The sequence below is a fragment of the Bacillus salitolerans genome, from assembly GCF_042680805.1.
GTDB lineage: Bacteria > Bacillota > Bacilli > Bacillales > SA4 > Bacillus_CJ > Bacillus_CJ salitolerans.
In genome coordinates this window covers 1-19690 of record NZ_JBHUEM010000057.1, presented here as the reverse complement: position 1 = coordinate 19690, position 19690 = coordinate 1, and the positions used below count along the sequence as shown (strand labels likewise).

Below are 19690 nucleotides of genomic sequence, written 5' to 3'. Positions count from 1 at the left end.
GTAATAGCATCCAAGGGGAATAGTACAATAAGCTAAAAAATTGCAGGTAATACTAAAAGAGTGCTATTGATAACGCTTACATATGTGAGATTACTAGAAATATAATGAAGTTGTAGAATTAATAGAAACCATTTTGAAAGGGGTTCCAAAATGAAAAAAGGGTGGAGAATAATTTCGTTGATGCTTGTTATGGTGTTGTTTGCATCTATGCTTGCAGCTTGTACCAGTGGTGCGGGAGAAGTAAACGTTGGAATCGTTTTACCAACGAAAGATGAGCCAAGATGGGTTCAAGATGAACAGCGCTTTAAGGATGCTCTAGCAGATTCGAAGTATACAACTGAAATTTTATTTAGCCAGGGATCTTCAGCAAAAGAGAAGGAAAACGTAGAAACTTTGATTAACAAAGGTATCGACGTTCTCATTATTTGTCCTCATGATGGAGATGCAGCAGCTGCAGCTGTTGAAGCAGCAAAGAAAGAAGGAATTACTGTTATTTCTTACGATCGTTTAATTACAAACACAGATGCAGTGGATTATTATGTAACGTTTGATAGCGTGGCAGTGGGGGCAGCTCAAGGTCAATACTTAATTGATAACGCCAATGGTTCAAACGTACCACTTTACTTATACGCAGGAGCAGCATCTGATAATAACGCTTTCTTATTCTTTGAAGGAGCCTGGAAAGTTCTTCAACCAAAGATTGCAGATGGAACATTTAAGATTGCAAACTCAAGCGAAGCTGAGGCTTTAAAAGATACTGCTGACCTTACTCGTGATCAGATGAGTAAGATTTTAGGGCAAGTAACAACTAACTGGGATCCAAATGAAGCAAAAAATAAAGCTCAAACTCATTTGACTGCTGCAAGTAATGATTTAAAAGGAGAAGTTGTAATACTTGCTCCTAACGATGGGACAGCACGGGCGATTGCCGATGTATTTGCAACAGACGGAGATATCACTAGCTATACAGTTACAGGTCAAGACGCGGAAAAGGCTTCTATTCAATATGTGATTGATGGTAAACAATCTATGACTGTATTTAAAGATGTCCGTACGCTTGTAACAGATGCAATGGGAATGGCTGTGACGATTCTTGATGGTGGTACACCTGAAACAACTGGTTCTTATAACAACGGTGTTGTTGATGTAAATGCGAAGCAAACTGATGTGATTGTTGTCAATCAGGAGAACGTGAAGGCTGAGCTTATCGACTCTGGTTATTATGAAGCTGGCGAATTCACAGGACTATAAACAATAATTTGGTGAATCCGGAATAGTGATAGAGATATCTATCACTATTTGGGCTAATTAGAAAGTATAACTACTTTCTTAACGCATAAGAAAAACTAAACTAGCGCCTCCGTCTAAAGACTTGGCGCTAGCAAAGTTTTTCTAATTATTATCTCGCCATACAAGGGGTGTGAAAGATGAGCCACTACATGTTAGAAATGAATGAAATCTCAAAGGAATTTACAGGTGTTAAAGCGTTAAGTAATGTGAATTTTAAAGTGGAAAAAGGTGAGATTCATTGTTTAATTGGTGAAAACGGAGCGGGGAAATCTACCTTAATGAAGGTACTAAGTGGTGTATATCCATATGGTTCCTATGAAGGGGACATAGTATTCGAAGGTAAAGTTCAACAATTCAATAAAATTAACGATAGTGTCAAAGCAGGAATAGCGATTATATACCAAGAGCTTGCGTTATTTCCTGATTTAACTGTTTACGAGAATATATTTGCTGGTAATGAGGTAAAGCGAGGATCATTAATTGATTGGAGTAAAACAATTATTGAAGCGAAAAAAATGCTAGAAAAGGTAAAGCTTAATGTGAATCCAGAAACTCTTGTTAAAGAGCTTGGTGTTGGAAAGCGTCAGCTTGTTGAGATTGCTAAGGCATTAAGTAAGGATGTAAAGCTATTAATCCTAGATGAACCAACCGCAGCCTTAAATGAAGACGATAGCGAAAACCTACTTGAACTATTACGGTCGTTAAAAAAACAAGGAATCACATGCATTATGATATCTCACAAGTTAAAGGAAGTTATTTCTATTGCTGACAAGGCAACCGTCATTCGTGATGGACAAACGATTTGTACATTGGATGCGTCAAAAGGGGAAATTTCCGAAAGTATTATTATTAAGAACATGGTAGGACGGGAAATTAATGATATTTATCCGAAGAGACCCAAAAAAGAATTCGGTGAAAAGGTACTAGAGTTAAGAAACTGGTCAGCTTACGACTCTCAATTAGGAAGAGAAGTGGTCAAGGATGTAAGTCTTGATGTGAAAAAAGGAGAAATTATTGGAATTGCCGGACTAATGGGATCAGGACGTACTGAGCTTGCTTTAAGTATTTTTGGAAACGCGAAACATTATAGATTACAAGGTGATTTAGCGGTTAACGGGATGTCCACTTCTTTTAGACATACTAGTGATGCAATCAAAGCAGGTATTGCATATGTTACGGAGGATCGAAAAGGTGATGGATTGTTCTTGCTACAAGACATTAAGAACAATATTACGTCTGCCAATCTTACGGGCATCGCTTCGAAAGGAATCATTAACGACAACGAGGAGATCAAAATTGCAGATGAATATAAGGATTCACTCTATATAAAAGCATCCTCCATAGAACAGGAAGTAGGCAATCTAAGTGGTGGTAACCAACAAAAGGTATCACTAGCAAAATGGCTGTTTGTTGGACCAAAGCTCCTCATATTAGATGAACCAACTCGTGGTATAGATGTTGGGGCTAAGTTTGAGATTTATTCAGTCATGAATGAACTAATTAATGAAGGGCTGAGTATAATTATGATTTCCTCCGAGTTAGGGGAGGTATTAGGAATGAGTGACAGAGTCTATGTTATGGCAGAGGGAGAAATAAAAGGTGAGTTGTCAATTGAGGAAGCCAATCAAGAAAAAATTATGCAGCTTGCTACCCAATAGGAGGTTAAACCCATGAATTTACTTGGTGAAGCTAAAACATTAATTAATGAAAATATACGCGACTATGGGATGTATATCGCTTTAATCGTCATTATTCTATCTTTCTCCATCATGACAGACGGACTATTCATGTCATCTCGAAATATTAGTAATTTACTAGATTCAGCTGGATATATTGCGGTTTTGGCAGTAGGTATGACGCTAGTCATAGTGATTAGGCATATCGATTTATCGGTTGGTTATGCGGCAGGTTTTCTTGGAGCCATTGCCGCGATTCTTCTTACGCAAGCAGGGATGCCGATTATTGTCACAATACCAATAATTCTACTATTTGGTATATTTGTTGGACTTCTGAATGGTGTATTAGTTGCTCAAATTGGGATACCATCATTCGTTGCAACATTAGCGGGTATGTTGATTTTCCGTGGTGCTCTATTGCAGGTAACAGAAAAGACGGGGACCATTATTATTCAAAATGACAACTTTAATGCCCTCGGGAACGGGTATATTCCTTCATTATATGAAGTAGGTGGGCTTCATGTATTGTCATTAATTGTTGGTGCTGTAAGTATTGTGTTCTATATTATGAGTGAACTTTCTACTCGTAAAAATAAAAAGAAGTACAACTTTGATGTCGTTTCAAAAGGGATTTTTACGATAAAATTAGTGATTGTATCTGCCATCATTGCTTATATTACATGGATTCTTGCAGGATACAATGGATTTTCATGGACTGTCATTATCATGTTAGCAGTTGTTCTCATTTATCATTTCCTATCAACAAAGACCGTACTTGGTAGACACATATATGCAGTAGGAAGTAATCCAGAGGCAGCACATCTTACGGGGATTAATGTAAAAAGGATTACGTATATTGTCTTTGGATCAATGGGAATGCTAGCCGCCCTATCAGGTATATTATTTACGGCACGCTTACAATCTGCTACGACTACAGCAGGTACATTATTTGAGCTTGATGCCATTGCAGCAGCTTATGTAGGTGGAGTTTCTTCTGCTGGAGGAGTTGGAAAAGTAACCGGAGCCATCATTGGGGCCATCGTTATGGCTTCTCTTACAAGTGGAATGAATCTTTTAGGAGTAGGAATCTCCTATCAATATATGATACGAGGTGGCGTACTAGCGGGTGCGGTAATATTTGATGTTATGACTAGAAAAAAGAGATAACTAATAAAAATAAACCCCATTCATGGTAAGTGGGGGAAAGTATTCTCTCCCATTTCCCTATGGCCATATCCTCAAATCCACTCGCCCTTTTTCTACTACGCATGATCTTTTGTTTTTTGAATATTTAATAAATGTTACTTATTTCATGATAAGATAAGCATAGATTGTATAGAAAAAGGAGACATCACGATTGCGAAAGATTGTAATATTCTCACTTTGTAGTGTATTAATTACCCTATGTTACCTTACGTTTATAACAGCCAAGAACGTCATTAACTCCGATTGGGAGATGCCGCAAGAAGTTAATATAGGAGAATCAAAAATGAGAATTGTCCTTATTACTCAAGATTTAGAAACGCCTTTTTGGGACAAGGTGGCAAACGGGGCTAAATTACAAGCAAAGGAAAACGGTGTGAGTCTAGAAGTGTGGGGAAGCTACGGAAATAATGAAGAGGACTTCTTAAAGAAGATCGATATCGCAATTCATTCAAAGGTGGACGGTATAATTGTGCAAGGGCTAGATACAGAAGAGTTCATCGACATGACAAAAATAAAAGCAGGTTTCTATGGTGTTCCGATTATTACAGTGGCTAATGACGTCCCTATGACAGAAAGTCTCCGTAAGACATATGTTGGTTCAGACCAGTACATAGCTGGTAAACTCATAGCAAAACAGCTAATCAGGGACATGGGACCCTCTGGGGAACTCGTACTTTTATATGACAATCTGCAAGAATACTATCAGGTTGAGAGACTGAGAGGAATACAAGAAACTCTTAAGAATTATCCGGATGTTACAATCGTACATGCAGAAACCCCTAATACGAGGGAGCATATTATTACCACGACACAAGATGTATTAAATCGTGTACCAAATGCACAGGCGTTTATTGCTGTAAATGCTAAAGTGGCAGGTCCAATGGTTCAAGAAATAAGTAGGCGTTTTCAAGTTGACCCACTATTTATCTATTCTTTTGATGATGGACCTGAAACACTCTCTCTATTAACTCAAGGTAAAATTGATGCCATCATCGAACAAGAGCCAGAAAAAATGGGTGAAATTAGTGTAGAAAAGCTACTAGAATGGTTGAAAGGTGAAACCGTGCCACTTAATATAGATGGTTATTTTACAGAAATCAACGTCTTGAAAGCGAAGGATCTACCATGAATAGCATTCAGCGAAAGATCTTAACTTTAACCACTGTTGTATTAGTGTGCTTGACCGTCATTTGGATTGCCTTAACCTTCTATAACTATAAAACCCAAAAGCAATATAACGATATTCTAAAACGTTACTTAATGATGAATGAGGTCACAAGTGCAAGTCAACAAACTATTACTGATTTAAATAATTATTTACTTGATCCTTCAAATGTGAAATTAACCCTATTAAATAATAGTATAGATAGAATTCAGACTGCCAAAAAAGAAGTAGCTTCTTTACAAAATATCGAAAATCAATTTACGTTAACCAATTATATTCACTTGATTGATAGCTTCATTGAAACAACAGATCGTATTGTTCTTTTCCAAATTGAGAATGATGCGGAGTCATCTAAAAGAGAGTTTTCACATGCTACAAGCATATCAACCTATATATCTGAAATGACTTTAACTTTACTAGACAAAGAGTTAAAAACATATAACCGTTTTTATCGAAATATTATTAAGCAATCTACGGAGGTTATAAAACTAGGGATATGGGTCATTCTTCTTATTGGTCTCATCTTACTAGTGGTTACCTATTGGTTCTCACTATCTATTACTAGACCAGTTGGAAAATTAACAAAAGCTGCGAGTGAGCTATCAAAAGGGAGGTTCGATTTACCAATAAAGGTTGAAACAAATGACGAAATCGCTTTTTTAGCAAGAACTTTCGACCGAATGCGTATTGATATTAATGATCTTATTATAAAAATTAAGCAGAAGGCACAATTAGAAAGAGAACTGCAAAGAAGTAAACTTCTCCTACAAGAAAGTCAGTTTCGCAGCTTACAAAGTCAAATCAATCCGCACTTTTTGTTTAATACACTCAATACTTTATCAAAGAAGGCTTACTTAGAAGGAGCAGAGGAGACAAGCAACCTTCTTGTTAGTGTAGCAGGTATTTTTAGATATAACTTAAAGCAGGTAAACAGGTCGGTAACCCTTCTCGAGGAAGTCACCGTCTTACAGCAATACATGGATATACAGAAGGCTAGGTTTACAGACCGCTTGCAATTTCAGATGGAAATCGATGATTCGGGTCTGTCCGTTCAGATTCCGTCATTTACCCTGCAGCCCATTATTGAGAATGCCGTGATTCATGCAGTAGAGCCAAAAATAGAAGGAGGTACCATCTGGGTACGTGTAAAGGATGCAGGAGAGAAAGTCGTTGTTGAACTAGAGGACGATGGATTGGGGATGCCGGAGGAGAAGATCACGCATATTTTAAATGAACATACTATTCAATCAGAGAGTCATTCAACAGGGATCGGTTTTTCAAATGTGGTGAAACGCTTGCGGATGTTTTATGGAAATGCGGATGTTATTCAGATTGAAAGTGAAGAGGGACTTGGTACGAAGGTTGTTCTTAATCTTATCAAAAAAAGGGGTGAACAAGGATGATCAAGCTCCTGCTAGTTGATGATGAACAGATTGAAAGAGAAGGTATGCAGGCGATACTAGAGCGAAGTTTTTCCACTGTAATCATTCAACAAGCTTCAAATGGGCAAATGGCAGTAGAAATCGCAAACGAGTTCCAACCTGAATTAGTGTTAATGGATATAAAAATGCCAGGTATGAATGGCCTTGAAGCGGTAGAACGGATAAGTGCTCGGCATCCTTCAACTCATTTTATTATGGTTACAGCGTTTGACTCTTTTGAGTATATGCGCCATGCAATTAAGCTCGGGGTGAAAGATTACATATTAAAGCCAAGTAAACCAAGTGATATCGTAGTGACAGTTGGGAGAATTCTTAACAAGATTGAAGAAGAGAAGCAGTTTTTTGAAAAAGAGAAGCTACGGTTACAAAAAACTCTTGCTGTGATAGAAACAGATGTGGTCACCCAATTATTGTATGATCATGTTCATGAAGTGCATGTTGATATGTTAATTGAGATGCTAGAGATTCCTTATAGCAATGAAATGTTTATCATGCTCGTTGTACTACCTGGGTCGGAAAAGGTATATCATTCCTCGATTAAAGAAAAGGTTCGAGCCTCAAAATCGGGCTGGGTAGGTCCTTTATATAACTGTCAACTTCCTATAGTTGTGTTCAGAGATACAACACAGTCCTTTCGTTCTCAAGCAATGAGGCTAGCACGAGAAATCCTTTCTCTAGCAAAAGTAGACTTTGGAGAAGAGTGGTTTATTGGAATAGGAAGTGAATGCACTTCATGGGAAGGAATTCGTCAATCGTATCATCATGCCTTGATGTCCAGCATGGATACGGGCATACCAGCAAAATTCCACTTTTATTCAGATGACGTTACCCCACATACTAGAAATCAAGATCCACTTAAGAAGCATAGAGAAAAGGAATTCTCTGACTTGATTAGGCGGGGAGAATGGGAACAAATACGAGTTCACCTCATGAATATCACCCAATTTTTTGAAAATGAAAACGGGAATATTTTATATACCCAGCAGCGGTTATTAGAAGTGCTATGGCTGATTTCCCGTGTATTCATGGAAATGGGGATTGAAACACAGACTCCCATGTACACGTACCAAATCTCCGATTACCGTCAGCTTCAACCTGCAACTGATCAGCTTCTAGATAGAATGATCAAATCATACGAAGAACATTTTAGTAAACTAGAAGCCGATACCATTCATCAGCTTAAACAATACATTATCGAGCATTCGCAGCACGATATTTCATTAGATACGCTAGCGAAACGTGTTGGATTAAGTCCGATTTATATTAGTAAAATGTTCAAAGAAAAATTAGGAATCAATTATATTGATTTCCTTACAGAATGTAGGATGGAAAAGGCGAAGAAGCTGCTTTCTGATCCTAGAAAAAGTATAAAGGAAATTACCTTTGAAGTAGGCTACCACGACCCTAACTACTTTAGCAAAGTATTCAAAAAGGTTAACTCATTTTCACCGAAGGAATATCGGAAATCTCTTATTGGAAAGTAGAACAAGAATGAACAAGAAAGGAGGAGGGGAGTGTCTAAATATATGACTGATTTAAATCTATCTTTCTTTCTCATTTTATTAATGGTATACGTAACTGCATGTGAACAACCTAATCAGGCAGTTGTTCATAAAAATACACCCTTACAAAGTAACTCAACATCAGATTCAAAAATAGTCATTGGTTTTTCCATGGACACTTTGGAAGAGGAGCGGTGGATTAGGGATCGTGATTTGTTCAAGGCTGCAGTAGAGAGATTGGGGGCAGAGGTGAGAGTGATGGCCGCTAATGGAAACGATGCCATGCAAATCATACAGGCTGAAACTTTAATTAACGAAGGTGTAGATGTATTAGTAGTAGTCCCTCATAATGCAGAGGCTACAGCTGCTATTGTTCATAAAGCACATTTAGAGGGTATTAAAGTAATTTCCTATGACCGACTTATAAAAAATGCCGACCTTGATCTGTATGTATCGTTTGATAATGAACAGGTTGGTGAGCTTCAAGCAAAGGCGATTACTCAATTCGTTCCGAAAGGAAGATATGTTTATATTGGGGGTGCTGATACGGATAACAATGCTCATCTATTTAGAAAAGGAGTCTATAATGTTCTTCAACCACTAATTGCAAAAGGGGACATTACCGTTGTGTATGACCAATGGACAAAAAATTGGCTTCCGATGAATGCTTATGAGAATATGAAAAATTCGTTGCAGGCAAATCATTACAAAATTGATGCAGTCATTGCAGCCAATGATGCCACAGCTGAGAGTGCCATCATAGCACTTTCAGAAAGTGGTCTATCGGGTATTCTTCCAGTAGCGGGGCAGGACGCAGAGCTTGCAGCTGTTCAAAGAATAGTAAAAGGTACACAAACAATGACCGTCTATAAGCCTATTAATCTATTAGCTGAAACAGCAGCCAAACTTGCAGTGAAAATGGCCAAAGGAGAAGACGTAGGGGCGGATCGCTTTGTTAACAACGGTAAAATTCAAGTGCCTTCAGTCCTACTCTCCCCTATTGCCGTTGATCAAACCAATCTAGATGAAACCATTATAAAGGATGGATTTCATTCATGGGAGGATGTTTATCAGGGTCAACTAAAGGAATAGGTTTTCAATTGGATGGATATCGACATAGCCCTTGCAAAGCAAGGGTTTTTAGCTTGTAGAAAAACCCTCAATGTACAAAAGGGAGTTCACAATTAAAGCTTATTAGGATCCTGCTAATCGTCATTTCACTAGTCAAAGCGCATCGAAATGTCCTAGAGAACCCCTCTCAATCTTCCATAAGTTTTGTAGAATACCAACGTCCTTGATTACTAATTGATGAACAAGATGCGATGCTTAATGAATCATAGTATAATTTGGGAAAATGATACTTTTCGAGATTTGGTTGGAGGAGCTTGTCATTATGAAGAAAACGTATTTAATTTGGCTTGCTATTCATTGTATTGTCTGGCTATTAGCTTTAATAGATATACAACCTGGTTTAAACGAAATACGATTAGTGAGTATATGCCTATTTTTTATCGTGCTGTTTATTCTTCCACTTTTTACAAAAAAACCGTTATTGCAAACCGCCTTTTTTTGTGTGCAAGCGCTGACCACTATAATCATTTTTTATCCAATAGACAGTGTATTGAATCCCTATGTAATACTCGTGCAACTATTAATAGTTGCTGAAGCCTTTTTTTACCTTTCCCGATTGAAAAGTCTGGTTGTGCTTGTCATTCAACTAGGGAGTGCTATGTGGATCGGGATGGAGTCGTCTCTCACTGGTTTAGAATTAGCTTGGTGTGGACTTTTATACCTTTTAGTTGTGCTCGCATTGTTTCATTATCAATCATTACATATGCGAGAAGCAGAGATGAAAAAGAAGAATGATGCCTTACTTCTAGAATACAGGAGGATGAAACGGCTTCTTATACTAGAGGAAGAGCAGGCTAGACAGGATGAGCGGAGTCTAATTGGTCATGAAATACATGACTCTGTAGGTCATAAACTTACAGCTTTAATTATGCAATTCGAAGCTTTCCGCTTAACTGCAGCTGAACAGGACAAAGAAAAGATCAAAAATCTTAAAGACTTAGCTGAACAAAGCCTAGAGGAAACAAGAAGAGCGGTAAGGTCTTTTAAGCAAAGAGAAGTAGGCGGACTACAAGGTGTCATACGATTAATTCGCAAATTAGAAATGGAAAGCTTTATGAAAGTTAGTTTTTCTGTTCAGCACGGAGCGTTTGCTACACCATTAACAGGGGAGCAGTCCTTTGCGATTTATCGCGCTGTTCAAGAGGCATTGACTAATATAATGAAGCATAGCTCAACAAGAGAGGCTCAAGTTATATTTGAATCGCCTGGAGGGAGTATTTTTCGTTTTGAAGTCATTAATCTAACGAAACCTACTACCTTTTTTCAAGAGGGATATGGACTGATGGCAATGCGAGAGCGATTAGAAAAAGTGGGCGGTTCATTAGAGGTCAATTATAATGAGCGCCAATTTGTAGTAAGAGGCATGATACGATTAATAGAACGGAGCGGGTAGTGTGATTAAGGTGTTATTAGCGGAAGATCAAGTTATGGTGCGCCAAGGGTTAAAGGCAATGATTGAAACTGATCGAGAAATTGAAGTAACTGGAGAAGCTGGTAATGGTAAGGAAGCGGTCGGATTATGTGAAAAACAACTGTTTGATGTGGCTGTTTTAGATATACGGATGCCTGAAATGGATGGAATAGAAGCGGCGAAGGTAATACGCTCTCGTTTTCCTAACATGAAAATTCTGATGTTAACAACATTTGATCATAATGAATATGTGATGGACGCCCTAAAATTAGGTGTTAGTGGTTATATGCTGAAAAATGGGGATACGGAGTCATTGATACGATCAATTAAAAGTGCACTAAGTGGAGGACTCTCATTGGAGGACCAGGTTGCGGCAAAGGTCATGCCTGTTTTACTTCAAAATCAAGGGGAGGAATCCGTTGATCCTTCGTTAACGCCAAGGGAAAGAGCGATATTAAGATGTATTGGAGAGGGACTGAACAATAAGGAAATAGCGGACCGACTAGGCTTGTCAGTAGGCACGGTCAAGAATCAAACAAGTCACATATTAGATAAATTGGAATTAAGGGACCGAACCCAACTAGCAATCTATGCAATTCGTCATGGACTGGTTTGAGCTTGAGAAAAAATGACTAAAGTAATAAGCGCCTAATTGGTAAGTGACCAAAGTCAGTAGTGACTTTGTTTTTTTTATTTTATGATGCAATTAAGAAACTAGCTGAGGAAAAGGAGGAAAAACTATGCTTGAAACGGTACATTTGAGTAAATCTTTCAAAGGAAAAAAGGCAGTGCAAGATGTTAGTTTATATCTGAACAAAGGAGAGTCAGTTGGTTTGTTAGGACCAAATGGGGCCGGAAAATCGACGACTATTTCGATGATTTCAACTTTGATAAAGCCATCAGATGGTGAGATAAAGTTAAATGGTGTAGACACTATCGATAAACCAGAGGAAATCAGGAAAATTTTAGGTGTAGTTCCACAGGAATTAGCGCTTTATCAGGAGCTTTCAGCCTATGAAAATCTTAAATTTTTTGGATCTATTTATAAAATGAAGGGGAAAGAATTGGAAGTAAGCATCCAACAAGTCTTGGAAATTGTAGGCCTAGCAGATCGACAAAAAGATTTAGTGAAAACTTTTTCCGGTGGTATGAAGCGGAGGGTCAACATTGCCGCAGCATTATTACACAGGCCACAAATTCTAATCTTAGATGAGCCTACAGTTGGCATTGACCCACAATCGAGAAATCATATCTTGGAAACGGTACGCAAGTTAAACGAAAAAGATGGAACAACCATTCTTTACACCAGTCATTATATGGAAGAAGTTGAACAGCTCTGTGATCGATTATACATTATGGATCATGGAGAAATCATTGCATCAGGTACAAAAGCTGAGTTGCTAAGTATTTTGTCAACAGAAGATACGATAAGAGTGAAGGTAAATAAGCTGGAGGAAGCATTTGTCGAGCATGTAAAAACAATTAACGGTATTCGTAAGGTGGAGACCTCTCAGTTGGAATTAAAGATTATTGCAAAAAAAGAAAGTAATTTGATTAGTGAGCTAGTCTACCTTGCTGACCAACATCAAATTCAATTAATTAACTTTCATACAGAAACTCCTAGTTTGGAGGATGTATTCCTACATTTAACTGGACGTACATTACGGGATTAAGGAGGTCTAGGCTATGCGAAGTTTTATTACAAAGGATTTGTTACTATTTTGGCGCGATCGGAAGGAGCTTATTACGGTACTTGTGCTCCCAATCGTTTTAGTATTCGTGTTAAATTTTGCCTTTGCAGGAATATTTGATAACGATGACGAGTTGTCCATGGATTTACAATTAGCGGTCGTGAATCAGGATAACGAAGCAGAAGCATTGGCACAATTGAAGGAAAAGTTGGTCAAGGAAGCCTTATTACCAGAAGATGAAGCATTAGAGATAGTGGCGCAAGTAAGTTATGTAAATCCCGTTCAAATATTATTTGATTATCTTGACAGTGAGGAATTACAAAATTGGGTGACGGTTCATAAACTTGAGGAATCAGAGACCATAATCAAAGTTGAAAAGGGTGACCTTGACGGCATCCTTGTCATACCTGAAGGATTTACAACTGATAGTTTATATGCTGCTTTTGTAGGAACATCCCCAACAACATCATTAAAATTTAAAAGGGAAAAAGATACAAATAACAGTAGTGCTTTATACAACATCGTTTATGGATTTACTGATCACATGAATTATCATTTTGCTATGCAGGAAATTGAAGGTGCAACGATGGCTGAAGTGACTTTGCCAGAGGGAGGATTTGAGAAAGTCGGAACAGGGGCAAGTTTTACATTAACCCAATATTTTACGATTGCAATGGGCGCACTTTTTGCTTTATTCCTATCAGCGACAGTAGCATCTAAAACTGGAGTGGAAATAAGGCAACAGGTGTTTAATCGAATCTTATTGACGAATAGTAAGCCAATCCTATTTCTAATAGGTAAAATGGTCTCAACATTTTGCTTAGCTTGGTTACAAATTATGTTTGTATTTATTCTGTCTCATTTTCTACTAGATGTATTTCCTGACCGTTCTATGATTTTTTGGCTTGGAACCGTTGGAATTGTTACTATTCTTTCGTTGGCAATTTCCAGCTTAGCAGCAGTTTTCACTTCTATATTACTTAGAATGAATAATATCGATGCTGCAAATGGAATTTTTATGTTCGTTATTTTAATGTTTGGTATAATCGGTGGGAATTTTGTTCCTATTTATATATTACCTGATTGGTTACAACAAATGGGGGAATGGACTCCAAACGGTCTATCTTTAGTGATGTTAACGAATTGGATCCAATTTGAGGAGTTATCCTCCATCGTCATTCCAAGCGTAGTTCTGATAGGGTTCTTTTTACTATGTACTGTAATTGGGTTAGCCTTGTATCCAAAAAGGGGGGAAGCGTAATGTATTCAGTAGTATGGGCACAATTTGCCAAAGATAGACGAAATCCGTTAATGATTCTATTATTTATTGCTGGAAGTATTCTCGCTACCCTCTTATTTGCGGGAGGTGTTCATTCACCTACAACAATTGCGATATTTAGTGAGGAAGAGAATGCATCTGAAATTGAGGAAAAGTGGAAAGAGTTGTTGAATGAGGATGATTCCTTTCAATTTGAAGTAGTTGATCCCGATGAAGCCCGTGAACATGTAAAGGGTGGGAAGATTGATGTAGCAGTTAAGTTAATGGAGATGGATTATAGATTAATCACAGCCAGTGAACTTCCGACGGTCTATTTTGTTCAGCAGTATGTTGAAAAAGTATTTAAACGAGAGGCACAAATTAGTGCGATTACTCAGTCAGAAGGAAATGGAAATGTTCGGACTCAAATAGAGAGCTATCTAGCCGATCCACCTTTTCAGATTGAGGTTCAAGGACTTGATAGTGAAGAGAATCCTAACTATAACATGAGTACTCAATTATTGTTTGCTTTTACTTTTTTGATTTCGATGTTTATTCTCGGTCTAAAAGTAAACAATGTGACACATGACAAGGTTTCCGGTGTCAGGAATCGGATGATTTTATCACCTTTGAGCAAAACGAGTATGTATTGCGGATACATTTTATATAGCTTTCTGATCACAATGTTTCAGGTCGTTGTCGTATTAATCGTGTTTAAGTATGTAATGAATTATGAGGTAGGAGATAATCTAGGAATAATTATTATGATTGCTGCCTTCTTTATTTTTAGCATGATTAGCATAGCTATGTTAATTACCGGTGTCGTGAGGACACCAGAGCAATTTTATGCCATATACCCATCCGTAATTCCACTGATTCCGCTTATTAGCGGAGCCTATATGATGCCGGGGACAATATCCAATCCTGTGCTGTTGTTTATCGCAGATTTATTTCCAATGGCACATGCCATGGAAGCGATTATGTCTGTTATCTCCTATAATGCTAGTTTACAAGATGTCATGATGTCGCTATTGATGATGTTATTGATTGGAGTAGTGGCTATGGGAGTAGGGATCAACCTTATCGAGCGTAGAAGTAACTAAAATAGAGTATCTCAATAGAGTACTTTACGGACTTAGAAAACAAGCAAAGCTTTCGACTCTTGCATGAGAAGTCGAGAGCTTTTTCAATATGGGTTGAGGAGGTAATATTATGATTATATGGTTTATTGAAAGAAGGAAATCAATAATAGTTGCCTGTGTGTCCTTATTAAAAATTAGCTTATTATATATGGCCTTAGGTATACAAATTCTGAGTATCTTGCTTCTCATATTCACATTAGGTTTATAGGATTCTTCTTATATGACCAACATTCATGACTTCAAAATATATCAAACGAACAAACTATTTATTTGTAAATCGAATAGTGCTATTGGAAAAAAGTTACTATTTTATGATAGCATAGAAGAGAAAGTTTTTATGAAAATTAATATTGAGCCCTTACGAGGTTTTTCTCTAAATGAGTTAAAAGCGATTATGTATAGTTTTAATAGACTAAAATTTTTAGTCATTGGTCCTTTAGTCGTTGCTAATTACACATTTCATTATAATCACGCTGGACTACTTAATGGGAAGGTATGTCATCATACACATAGGCTTTGGAATTGTACTAAAAATATTGCATCATGTGTTTGCAAACACATTGAAATATCTATGGGAAGATTCACAAATTCCTATCAATTCTATCATGGTGATTGATAAATACTCATTAAATGGTGGAATGCAAACAAAAATAAATGAGGTGGAACATGAAAGCAATTACTCAGGGATTAAGTAAATCTTATAATGGAAAGAAGGTACTTGATAATCTAAGTTTTAGAATTGAAGAGAACGAGATTGTGGCAATGGTGGGACCGAATGGAGCAGGGAAAACGACACTGCTAGAAGTATTAATGACTTTACGAAACTATGATCAAGGAGTCGTACAAGTTTTAGGACATAACTTAAAGAATGAGTTAGAGGTCCAAAAAGTGCGTTCTAAAATTGGAGTCGTATTTCAAGAAGGTGGAATGTACGCATATTTAAAGATAAGAGAAGTGCTTGATTTATTTGCTGGCTTTTATGGTGCTAGTAAAGAAGACGTTCAAAAAATCGTTTCGTTATTTTCACTAGATTCACACTTAAACGAGAAATATGAAAAGCTTTCTGGGGGATGGAAGCAAAGAACCCTGTTAGCCATTTCTTTCTTAAATAAACCTTCTTTAATTTTTTTAGACGAACCAACAACCGGTCTGGATCCTCAAGCTACACATGACTTATGGGAAGTTATTAAACTATCAAAACAACAAGGTACGAGTATCCTATTATCCACACATTCCTTGGAAGAAATAGATATGTATTGTGACCGTGTCATGATCCTTAGCGATCAGCGTATTCAAGAATTTGATTCTCCGACAAATTTGAAAAGTAAGTATGGTAGTCAATATTTCAAGGAAGTATATTTTCAAATTGTTAAAGGAGAGAGAGTGAAACATGATAAAGTCCATGGCTAGATTAATTAAATATGACTTCATTGTTTTTTTTAGAGAGCCTTTTTTCGCGTTTCCGATCTTAATTTTACCTGGGGTATTCTTTTTCGTTTTTATGAGTATCTTTGAAAGTCAGATTGGCAGCTCGGAGGGCTTCGGAGAATACATTCCGATTTATGCCTTATTGATTTCGTTTTTAGTGTTATTTTTCAATATTGGCTTACAGTATGTGACCGAAAAGGAGCGGGGCATACATAAACGGTTGACTATGTCTTCGATTACTACCTATCATATTGTTGGTGCATATGTTTTTAGAGGTGTTATATTATCCATGATTGGTTTTTTCGAAATTCTTATCATTGGATCTGTCGTTTTCGATGCAACGATCACAAACAATTTACCACTGTTTATTCTTACATTTTTGCTAGTAATCGGAGTTACATTACTATTCAGCTTGTCTACTCACAATTTATTTAAAAATTCTAAGCAGGTATTACCATTTACCATTATTATGTTTCAATATGTGTTGTTCTGTTCAGGGCTTATGTTTTCTGTAGAAGCCATCCCTGAATATTTAAAATTTTTAGTGTACATTAATCCTTTTTATCATATGAATGAGCTTCTTCAATCTGTATGGAAAGCGATTTCCATTGAAATGATGAGTATCTATTATCTAATCTTCATTGTTTTCCTTTGTCTTTGTTTAATCATGCTGAAAAATAGAAGGAAAGAGGCATAAAAAATATAAAGACGTACTTTTTAGAAAAAGTAGTTCAGTTTTTGTGGAGAAACATACAAAATAGCATTTTAATTAGCAGACCAATTCACATATGATTTGGTCTCTTCTTATCCCTTAAAAAACAGCAATGACTGGATTTTAACATGTGCATTAGTTTACAAAATTGCACCTCAATTCTCATACCGACAACGGCTATTGACAACACCTAATAGCTAGGTTTATTTCAGTGCTATTGGATATGTTGAAATTAATATAGATAAAAGGGTATGTGAATATATGTAAAAAATTATAGAACTTGTGAAAGATTGTTCTTAAACAAAGGGTCGTTTAGTTCAACAAGGCTGGGGTACTAATAGGGTAACTGTTTTCTTTTGGTGGTGGAATTACGATGAAAAAGTATCAGGAAGTAAAAGCTTATGAAATAAGTGATTACTTTAAATGTATGATTACTCAAGTCGTGATAATACATAGTAAAGATATTGCTATTTATTGGACAAGAGATAATGTAGGTTATATCAATGAGGAAATGGCAAAGTTAAAAGTCAGAGAATTTCCGTTGGACGAAAGGGTTTTTGTTAGAGATTTTGGAGAAACATCTGCAAGAGAAATGATTGAGGAAGCAGTTCAAGAAGATTATTTTACTGGATTTCCAATCGTTGTATTCTGGAAAGAAGCTAAAAATGATTACTATGAAAATTGGCATTCCCATTTTGAGATAGAAGATCCAACAGATTAGAGTGAACTTAACTAACGTGTACGATTGCTCAACTAGAGCTGTCTCTTCTCGTACTAACGGAGAATATGCTAAAATTTTTCTAAAATAGATGTAGGGGTGATTAAATGAAGCATACGTGTCCTTGTTGTGGATTTAAAACGTTGGATAACCCTTTCGAATACGATATATGCGAAATTTGTGATTGGGAGGACGACCCTACACAACTTGACTATCCAGCATTAGAATTAGGTCCAAACAATGGAAGTTTATGTGAAGAACAATGGAAGTTATTGAAAAATATACCAGAAGAGATTAAAGTTTTTAAAGGTTTTCAAAGGGATAGTGAATGGAGACCGTTACTATATAATGAATGTATCAATCCACCGAAACAGCATAAAACTGGACTGGATTATTTCAATCTTATTGGAGAAGAACAGTTTGAATATTACTGGAAACAGTGATTTTGGTCATTGTGCTAACAGGTGCCGAATGTACAACAGCTTATATTACAAACGGGTGCTAATCTTCAAGAAGGAGATTGGCTTCTTTACTTAAAGTAAGGGGAGGTTAGTTTAATTAGACAAGTATTACTTTCAGAAGGAAGTAAGGCTTTTTTGTTGAACATATTTAAGAGTTAAATAACTTTGAGGAAGAAACAAGATATGAAATCAGTTTAATAAAGGGAGCGATAACTTGAAATTCGTTGTTCATTATACTTGTGGTGAAGGTTGGATTAAAGGGAAACCATTTTGGGAGCAGGGTCTAGTACCGCATAGAGAATATTTAGTAGAATATTTGGGGGAGAAGTTAGTTGCAGGGGGGCCGTTCCAAGATAATTCTGGTGGTTTAGTAATCATTGAGACAGAAAAGATAGAAGACATTGAAGAAATCATTGAAAACGATCCAGCTGTTATTCAAAAAAAGTTTGTTGCAAGTATATATCCTTGGGTACCTGTTCGGGGGATTTTTAACTAAAAAATGTTCTGATTTTGTTTAAGATGTTATTGAGCTAAAGGGTGCGAATGTTGAATAACAAAAAGGAATCAGTTGTGTCTGATTCCTTTTTGTTATTGGGTCGTTTAGTTGTGCGAAATGTTCCTAGTTTAAATGGAGGATGGTAACATTTCTTTAGTAAAGACTAGGCAGTTCCTTTCGGAACTGAAGGGTTATATCGAAGAATCAAATGATAGGGTAACGCCTTGAAGGGTTCTCTCTTAGTCGAATAGCATTAAAGTTGGTAAGAATGATAATGTTATAAGCTCGGTGAAAAGGCGTAAGAAATTACCGTACCAGTTCGGCTGACGAAAGCCTACTCGAAGGAGAGGTGTAATTCATGATGCTTGAGTTGATTGAATATGGTGAGTATGCGATAAAGCCTATAAAAAGAGGCTAAGCTGACAAACTTCCGAATGTACGGGTCTAAACCGACAATACATAGAAATGTGTATATCACCAAATTGTGAGGTTAGATGTGGGTGAGTAAAACTAACTAATATGAAAATCCATGTTACGTTACAGGCGTATGAATGCTAACAGGCTTACAGGAAGCACCTAAGTTCTTTCTATAATAGATATAATTCAACGTTGTAAGCTGGTAACGTGGAGGGCTTACCCTCTTTGAAGCGTTGGTAAGGAAAACGAGAATGAGAATAATTTTTGTATAACTTACCTTTGTATCAGTGAAAGTGGTGGCACAGTACCGATGAAAGGTCTAATTAACCCGAAGGGATAGCCACTAGACTAATTAAGAATCATTCAACCATGTAAGACAGTTCTTTATCGATTAATAAGGTTCTTGTGAGACTAAAAGAGGTTTAACTCCTAAGGGAGTAACCGACTTGTTGAAACGGAAGAAACTGAGACACAGTGAGTATTATGATATGCAACATTGCTTTGATAATCTATACGGACAAAGTGTTGATGGTCAAAATTTCTA

Annotated in this window: 18 protein-coding genes; all 18 read left to right on the top strand. The window is 36.9% G+C overall.

What is annotated here, in order from left to right; genetic code table 11:
- Positions 1-150 precede the first annotated feature (150 nt).
- The 18 genes from ACFSCX_RS24995 to ACFSCX_RS24910 all read left to right on the top strand — a co-directional run bounded on the left by ACFSCX_RS24995 (position 151) and on the right by ACFSCX_RS24910 (position 18729).
- Positions 151-1251 (top strand): sugar ABC transporter substrate-binding protein, encoded by a 1101-nt coding sequence (locus ACFSCX_RS24995; protein WP_377930982.1) that lies wholly within the window; start codon positions 151-153, stop codon positions 1249-1251.
- Between the two features lie 176 nt (positions 1252-1427).
- Entirely contained in the window at positions 1428-2948 is a 1521-nt protein-coding gene (locus ACFSCX_RS24990; RefSeq protein WP_377930981.1) for an ATP-binding cassette domain-containing protein, read from the top strand.
- A 12-nt stretch (positions 2949-2960) separates the two neighbouring features.
- Positions 2961-4133 carry a sugar ABC transporter permease gene (locus ACFSCX_RS24985; RefSeq protein WP_377930980.1) on the top strand — a complete coding sequence of 391 codons (1173 nt, stop codon included), beginning with the start codon at positions 2961-2963 and terminating at the stop codon, positions 4131-4133.
- A gap of 190 nt (positions 4134-4323) precedes the next feature.
- Positions 4324-5301: a substrate-binding domain-containing protein gene (locus ACFSCX_RS24980; RefSeq protein WP_377930979.1), complete on the top strand. Its 978-nt coding sequence runs from the start codon at positions 4324-4326 to the stop codon at positions 5299-5301.
- Positions 5298-6740 carry a sensor histidine kinase gene (locus ACFSCX_RS24975; protein ID WP_377930978.1) on the top strand — a complete coding sequence of 481 codons (1443 nt, stop codon included), beginning with the start codon at positions 5298-5300 and terminating at the stop codon, positions 6738-6740. The genes ACFSCX_RS24980 and ACFSCX_RS24975 overlap by 4 nt, the downstream gene beginning before the upstream one ends.
- Positions 6737-8263 (top strand): response regulator, encoded by a 1527-nt coding sequence (locus ACFSCX_RS24970; RefSeq protein ID WP_377930977.1) that lies wholly within the window; start codon positions 6737-6739, stop codon positions 8261-8263. Before ACFSCX_RS24975 ends, ACFSCX_RS24970 begins: the two co-directional genes overlap by 4 nt.
- A gap of 30 nt (positions 8264-8293) precedes the next feature.
- A complete protein-coding gene (gene xylF / locus ACFSCX_RS24965; RefSeq protein ID WP_377930976.1) occupies positions 8294-9373 on the top strand; it encodes a D-xylose ABC transporter substrate-binding protein in 1080 nt (359 codons plus the stop codon).
- A gap of 301 nt (positions 9374-9674) precedes the next feature.
- A complete protein-coding gene (locus ACFSCX_RS24960) occupies positions 9675-10805 on the top strand; it encodes a sensor histidine kinase (protein WP_377930975.1) in 1131 nt (376 codons plus the stop codon).
- A 1-nt stretch (position 10806) separates the two neighbouring features.
- Positions 10807-11439 (top strand): response regulator, encoded by a 633-nt coding sequence (locus ACFSCX_RS24955; protein WP_377930974.1) that lies wholly within the window; start codon positions 10807-10809, stop codon positions 11437-11439.
- 124 nt (positions 11440-11563) lie between these two features.
- The gene (locus ACFSCX_RS24950; RefSeq protein ID WP_377930973.1) at positions 11564-12496 is read left to right on the top strand and encodes an ABC transporter ATP-binding protein; all 933 of its coding nucleotides are present in this window, start codon (positions 11564-11566) and stop codon (positions 12494-12496) included.
- A 13-nt stretch (positions 12497-12509) separates the two neighbouring features.
- Entirely contained in the window at positions 12510-13775 is a 1266-nt protein-coding gene (locus ACFSCX_RS24945; protein ID WP_377930972.1) for an ABC transporter permease, read from the top strand.
- Positions 13775-14875: an ABC transporter permease gene (locus ACFSCX_RS24940; protein ID WP_377930971.1), complete on the top strand. Its 1101-nt coding sequence runs from the start codon at positions 13775-13777 to the stop codon at positions 14873-14875. The genes ACFSCX_RS24945 and ACFSCX_RS24940 overlap by 1 nt, the downstream gene beginning before the upstream one ends.
- Before the next feature lie 259 nt (positions 14876-15134).
- Positions 15135-15530, top strand: a complete 396-nt coding sequence (locus ACFSCX_RS24935) for a hypothetical protein (protein WP_377930969.1) — start codon at positions 15135-15137, stop codon at positions 15528-15530.
- Positions 15531-15580: 50 nt separating this feature from the next.
- Entirely contained in the window at positions 15581-16324 is a 744-nt protein-coding gene (locus tag ACFSCX_RS24930; protein ID WP_377930968.1) for an ABC transporter ATP-binding protein, read from the top strand.
- Positions 16305-17039, top strand: coding sequence for an ABC transporter permease (locus tag ACFSCX_RS24925; RefSeq protein WP_377930967.1), 735 nt, complete (start codon positions 16305-16307; stop codon positions 17037-17039). Before ACFSCX_RS24930 ends, ACFSCX_RS24925 begins: the two co-directional genes overlap by 20 nt.
- Positions 17040-17427: 388 nt before the next feature.
- Positions 17428-17775 carry a hypothetical protein gene (locus ACFSCX_RS24920; protein ID WP_377930966.1) on the top strand — a complete coding sequence of 116 codons (348 nt, stop codon included), beginning with the start codon at positions 17428-17430 and terminating at the stop codon, positions 17773-17775.
- Between the two features lie 104 nt (positions 17776-17879).
- Positions 17880-18215: a CPCC family cysteine-rich protein gene (locus ACFSCX_RS24915; protein ID WP_377930965.1), complete on the top strand. Its 336-nt coding sequence runs from the start codon at positions 17880-17882 to the stop codon at positions 18213-18215.
- Positions 18216-18447: 232 nt separating this feature from the next.
- The gene (locus ACFSCX_RS24910) at positions 18448-18729 is read left to right on the top strand and encodes a hypothetical protein (protein ID WP_377930964.1); all 282 of its coding nucleotides are present in this window, start codon (positions 18448-18450) and stop codon (positions 18727-18729) included.
- The last annotated feature ends 961 nt before the right edge of the window (positions 18730-19690 follow it).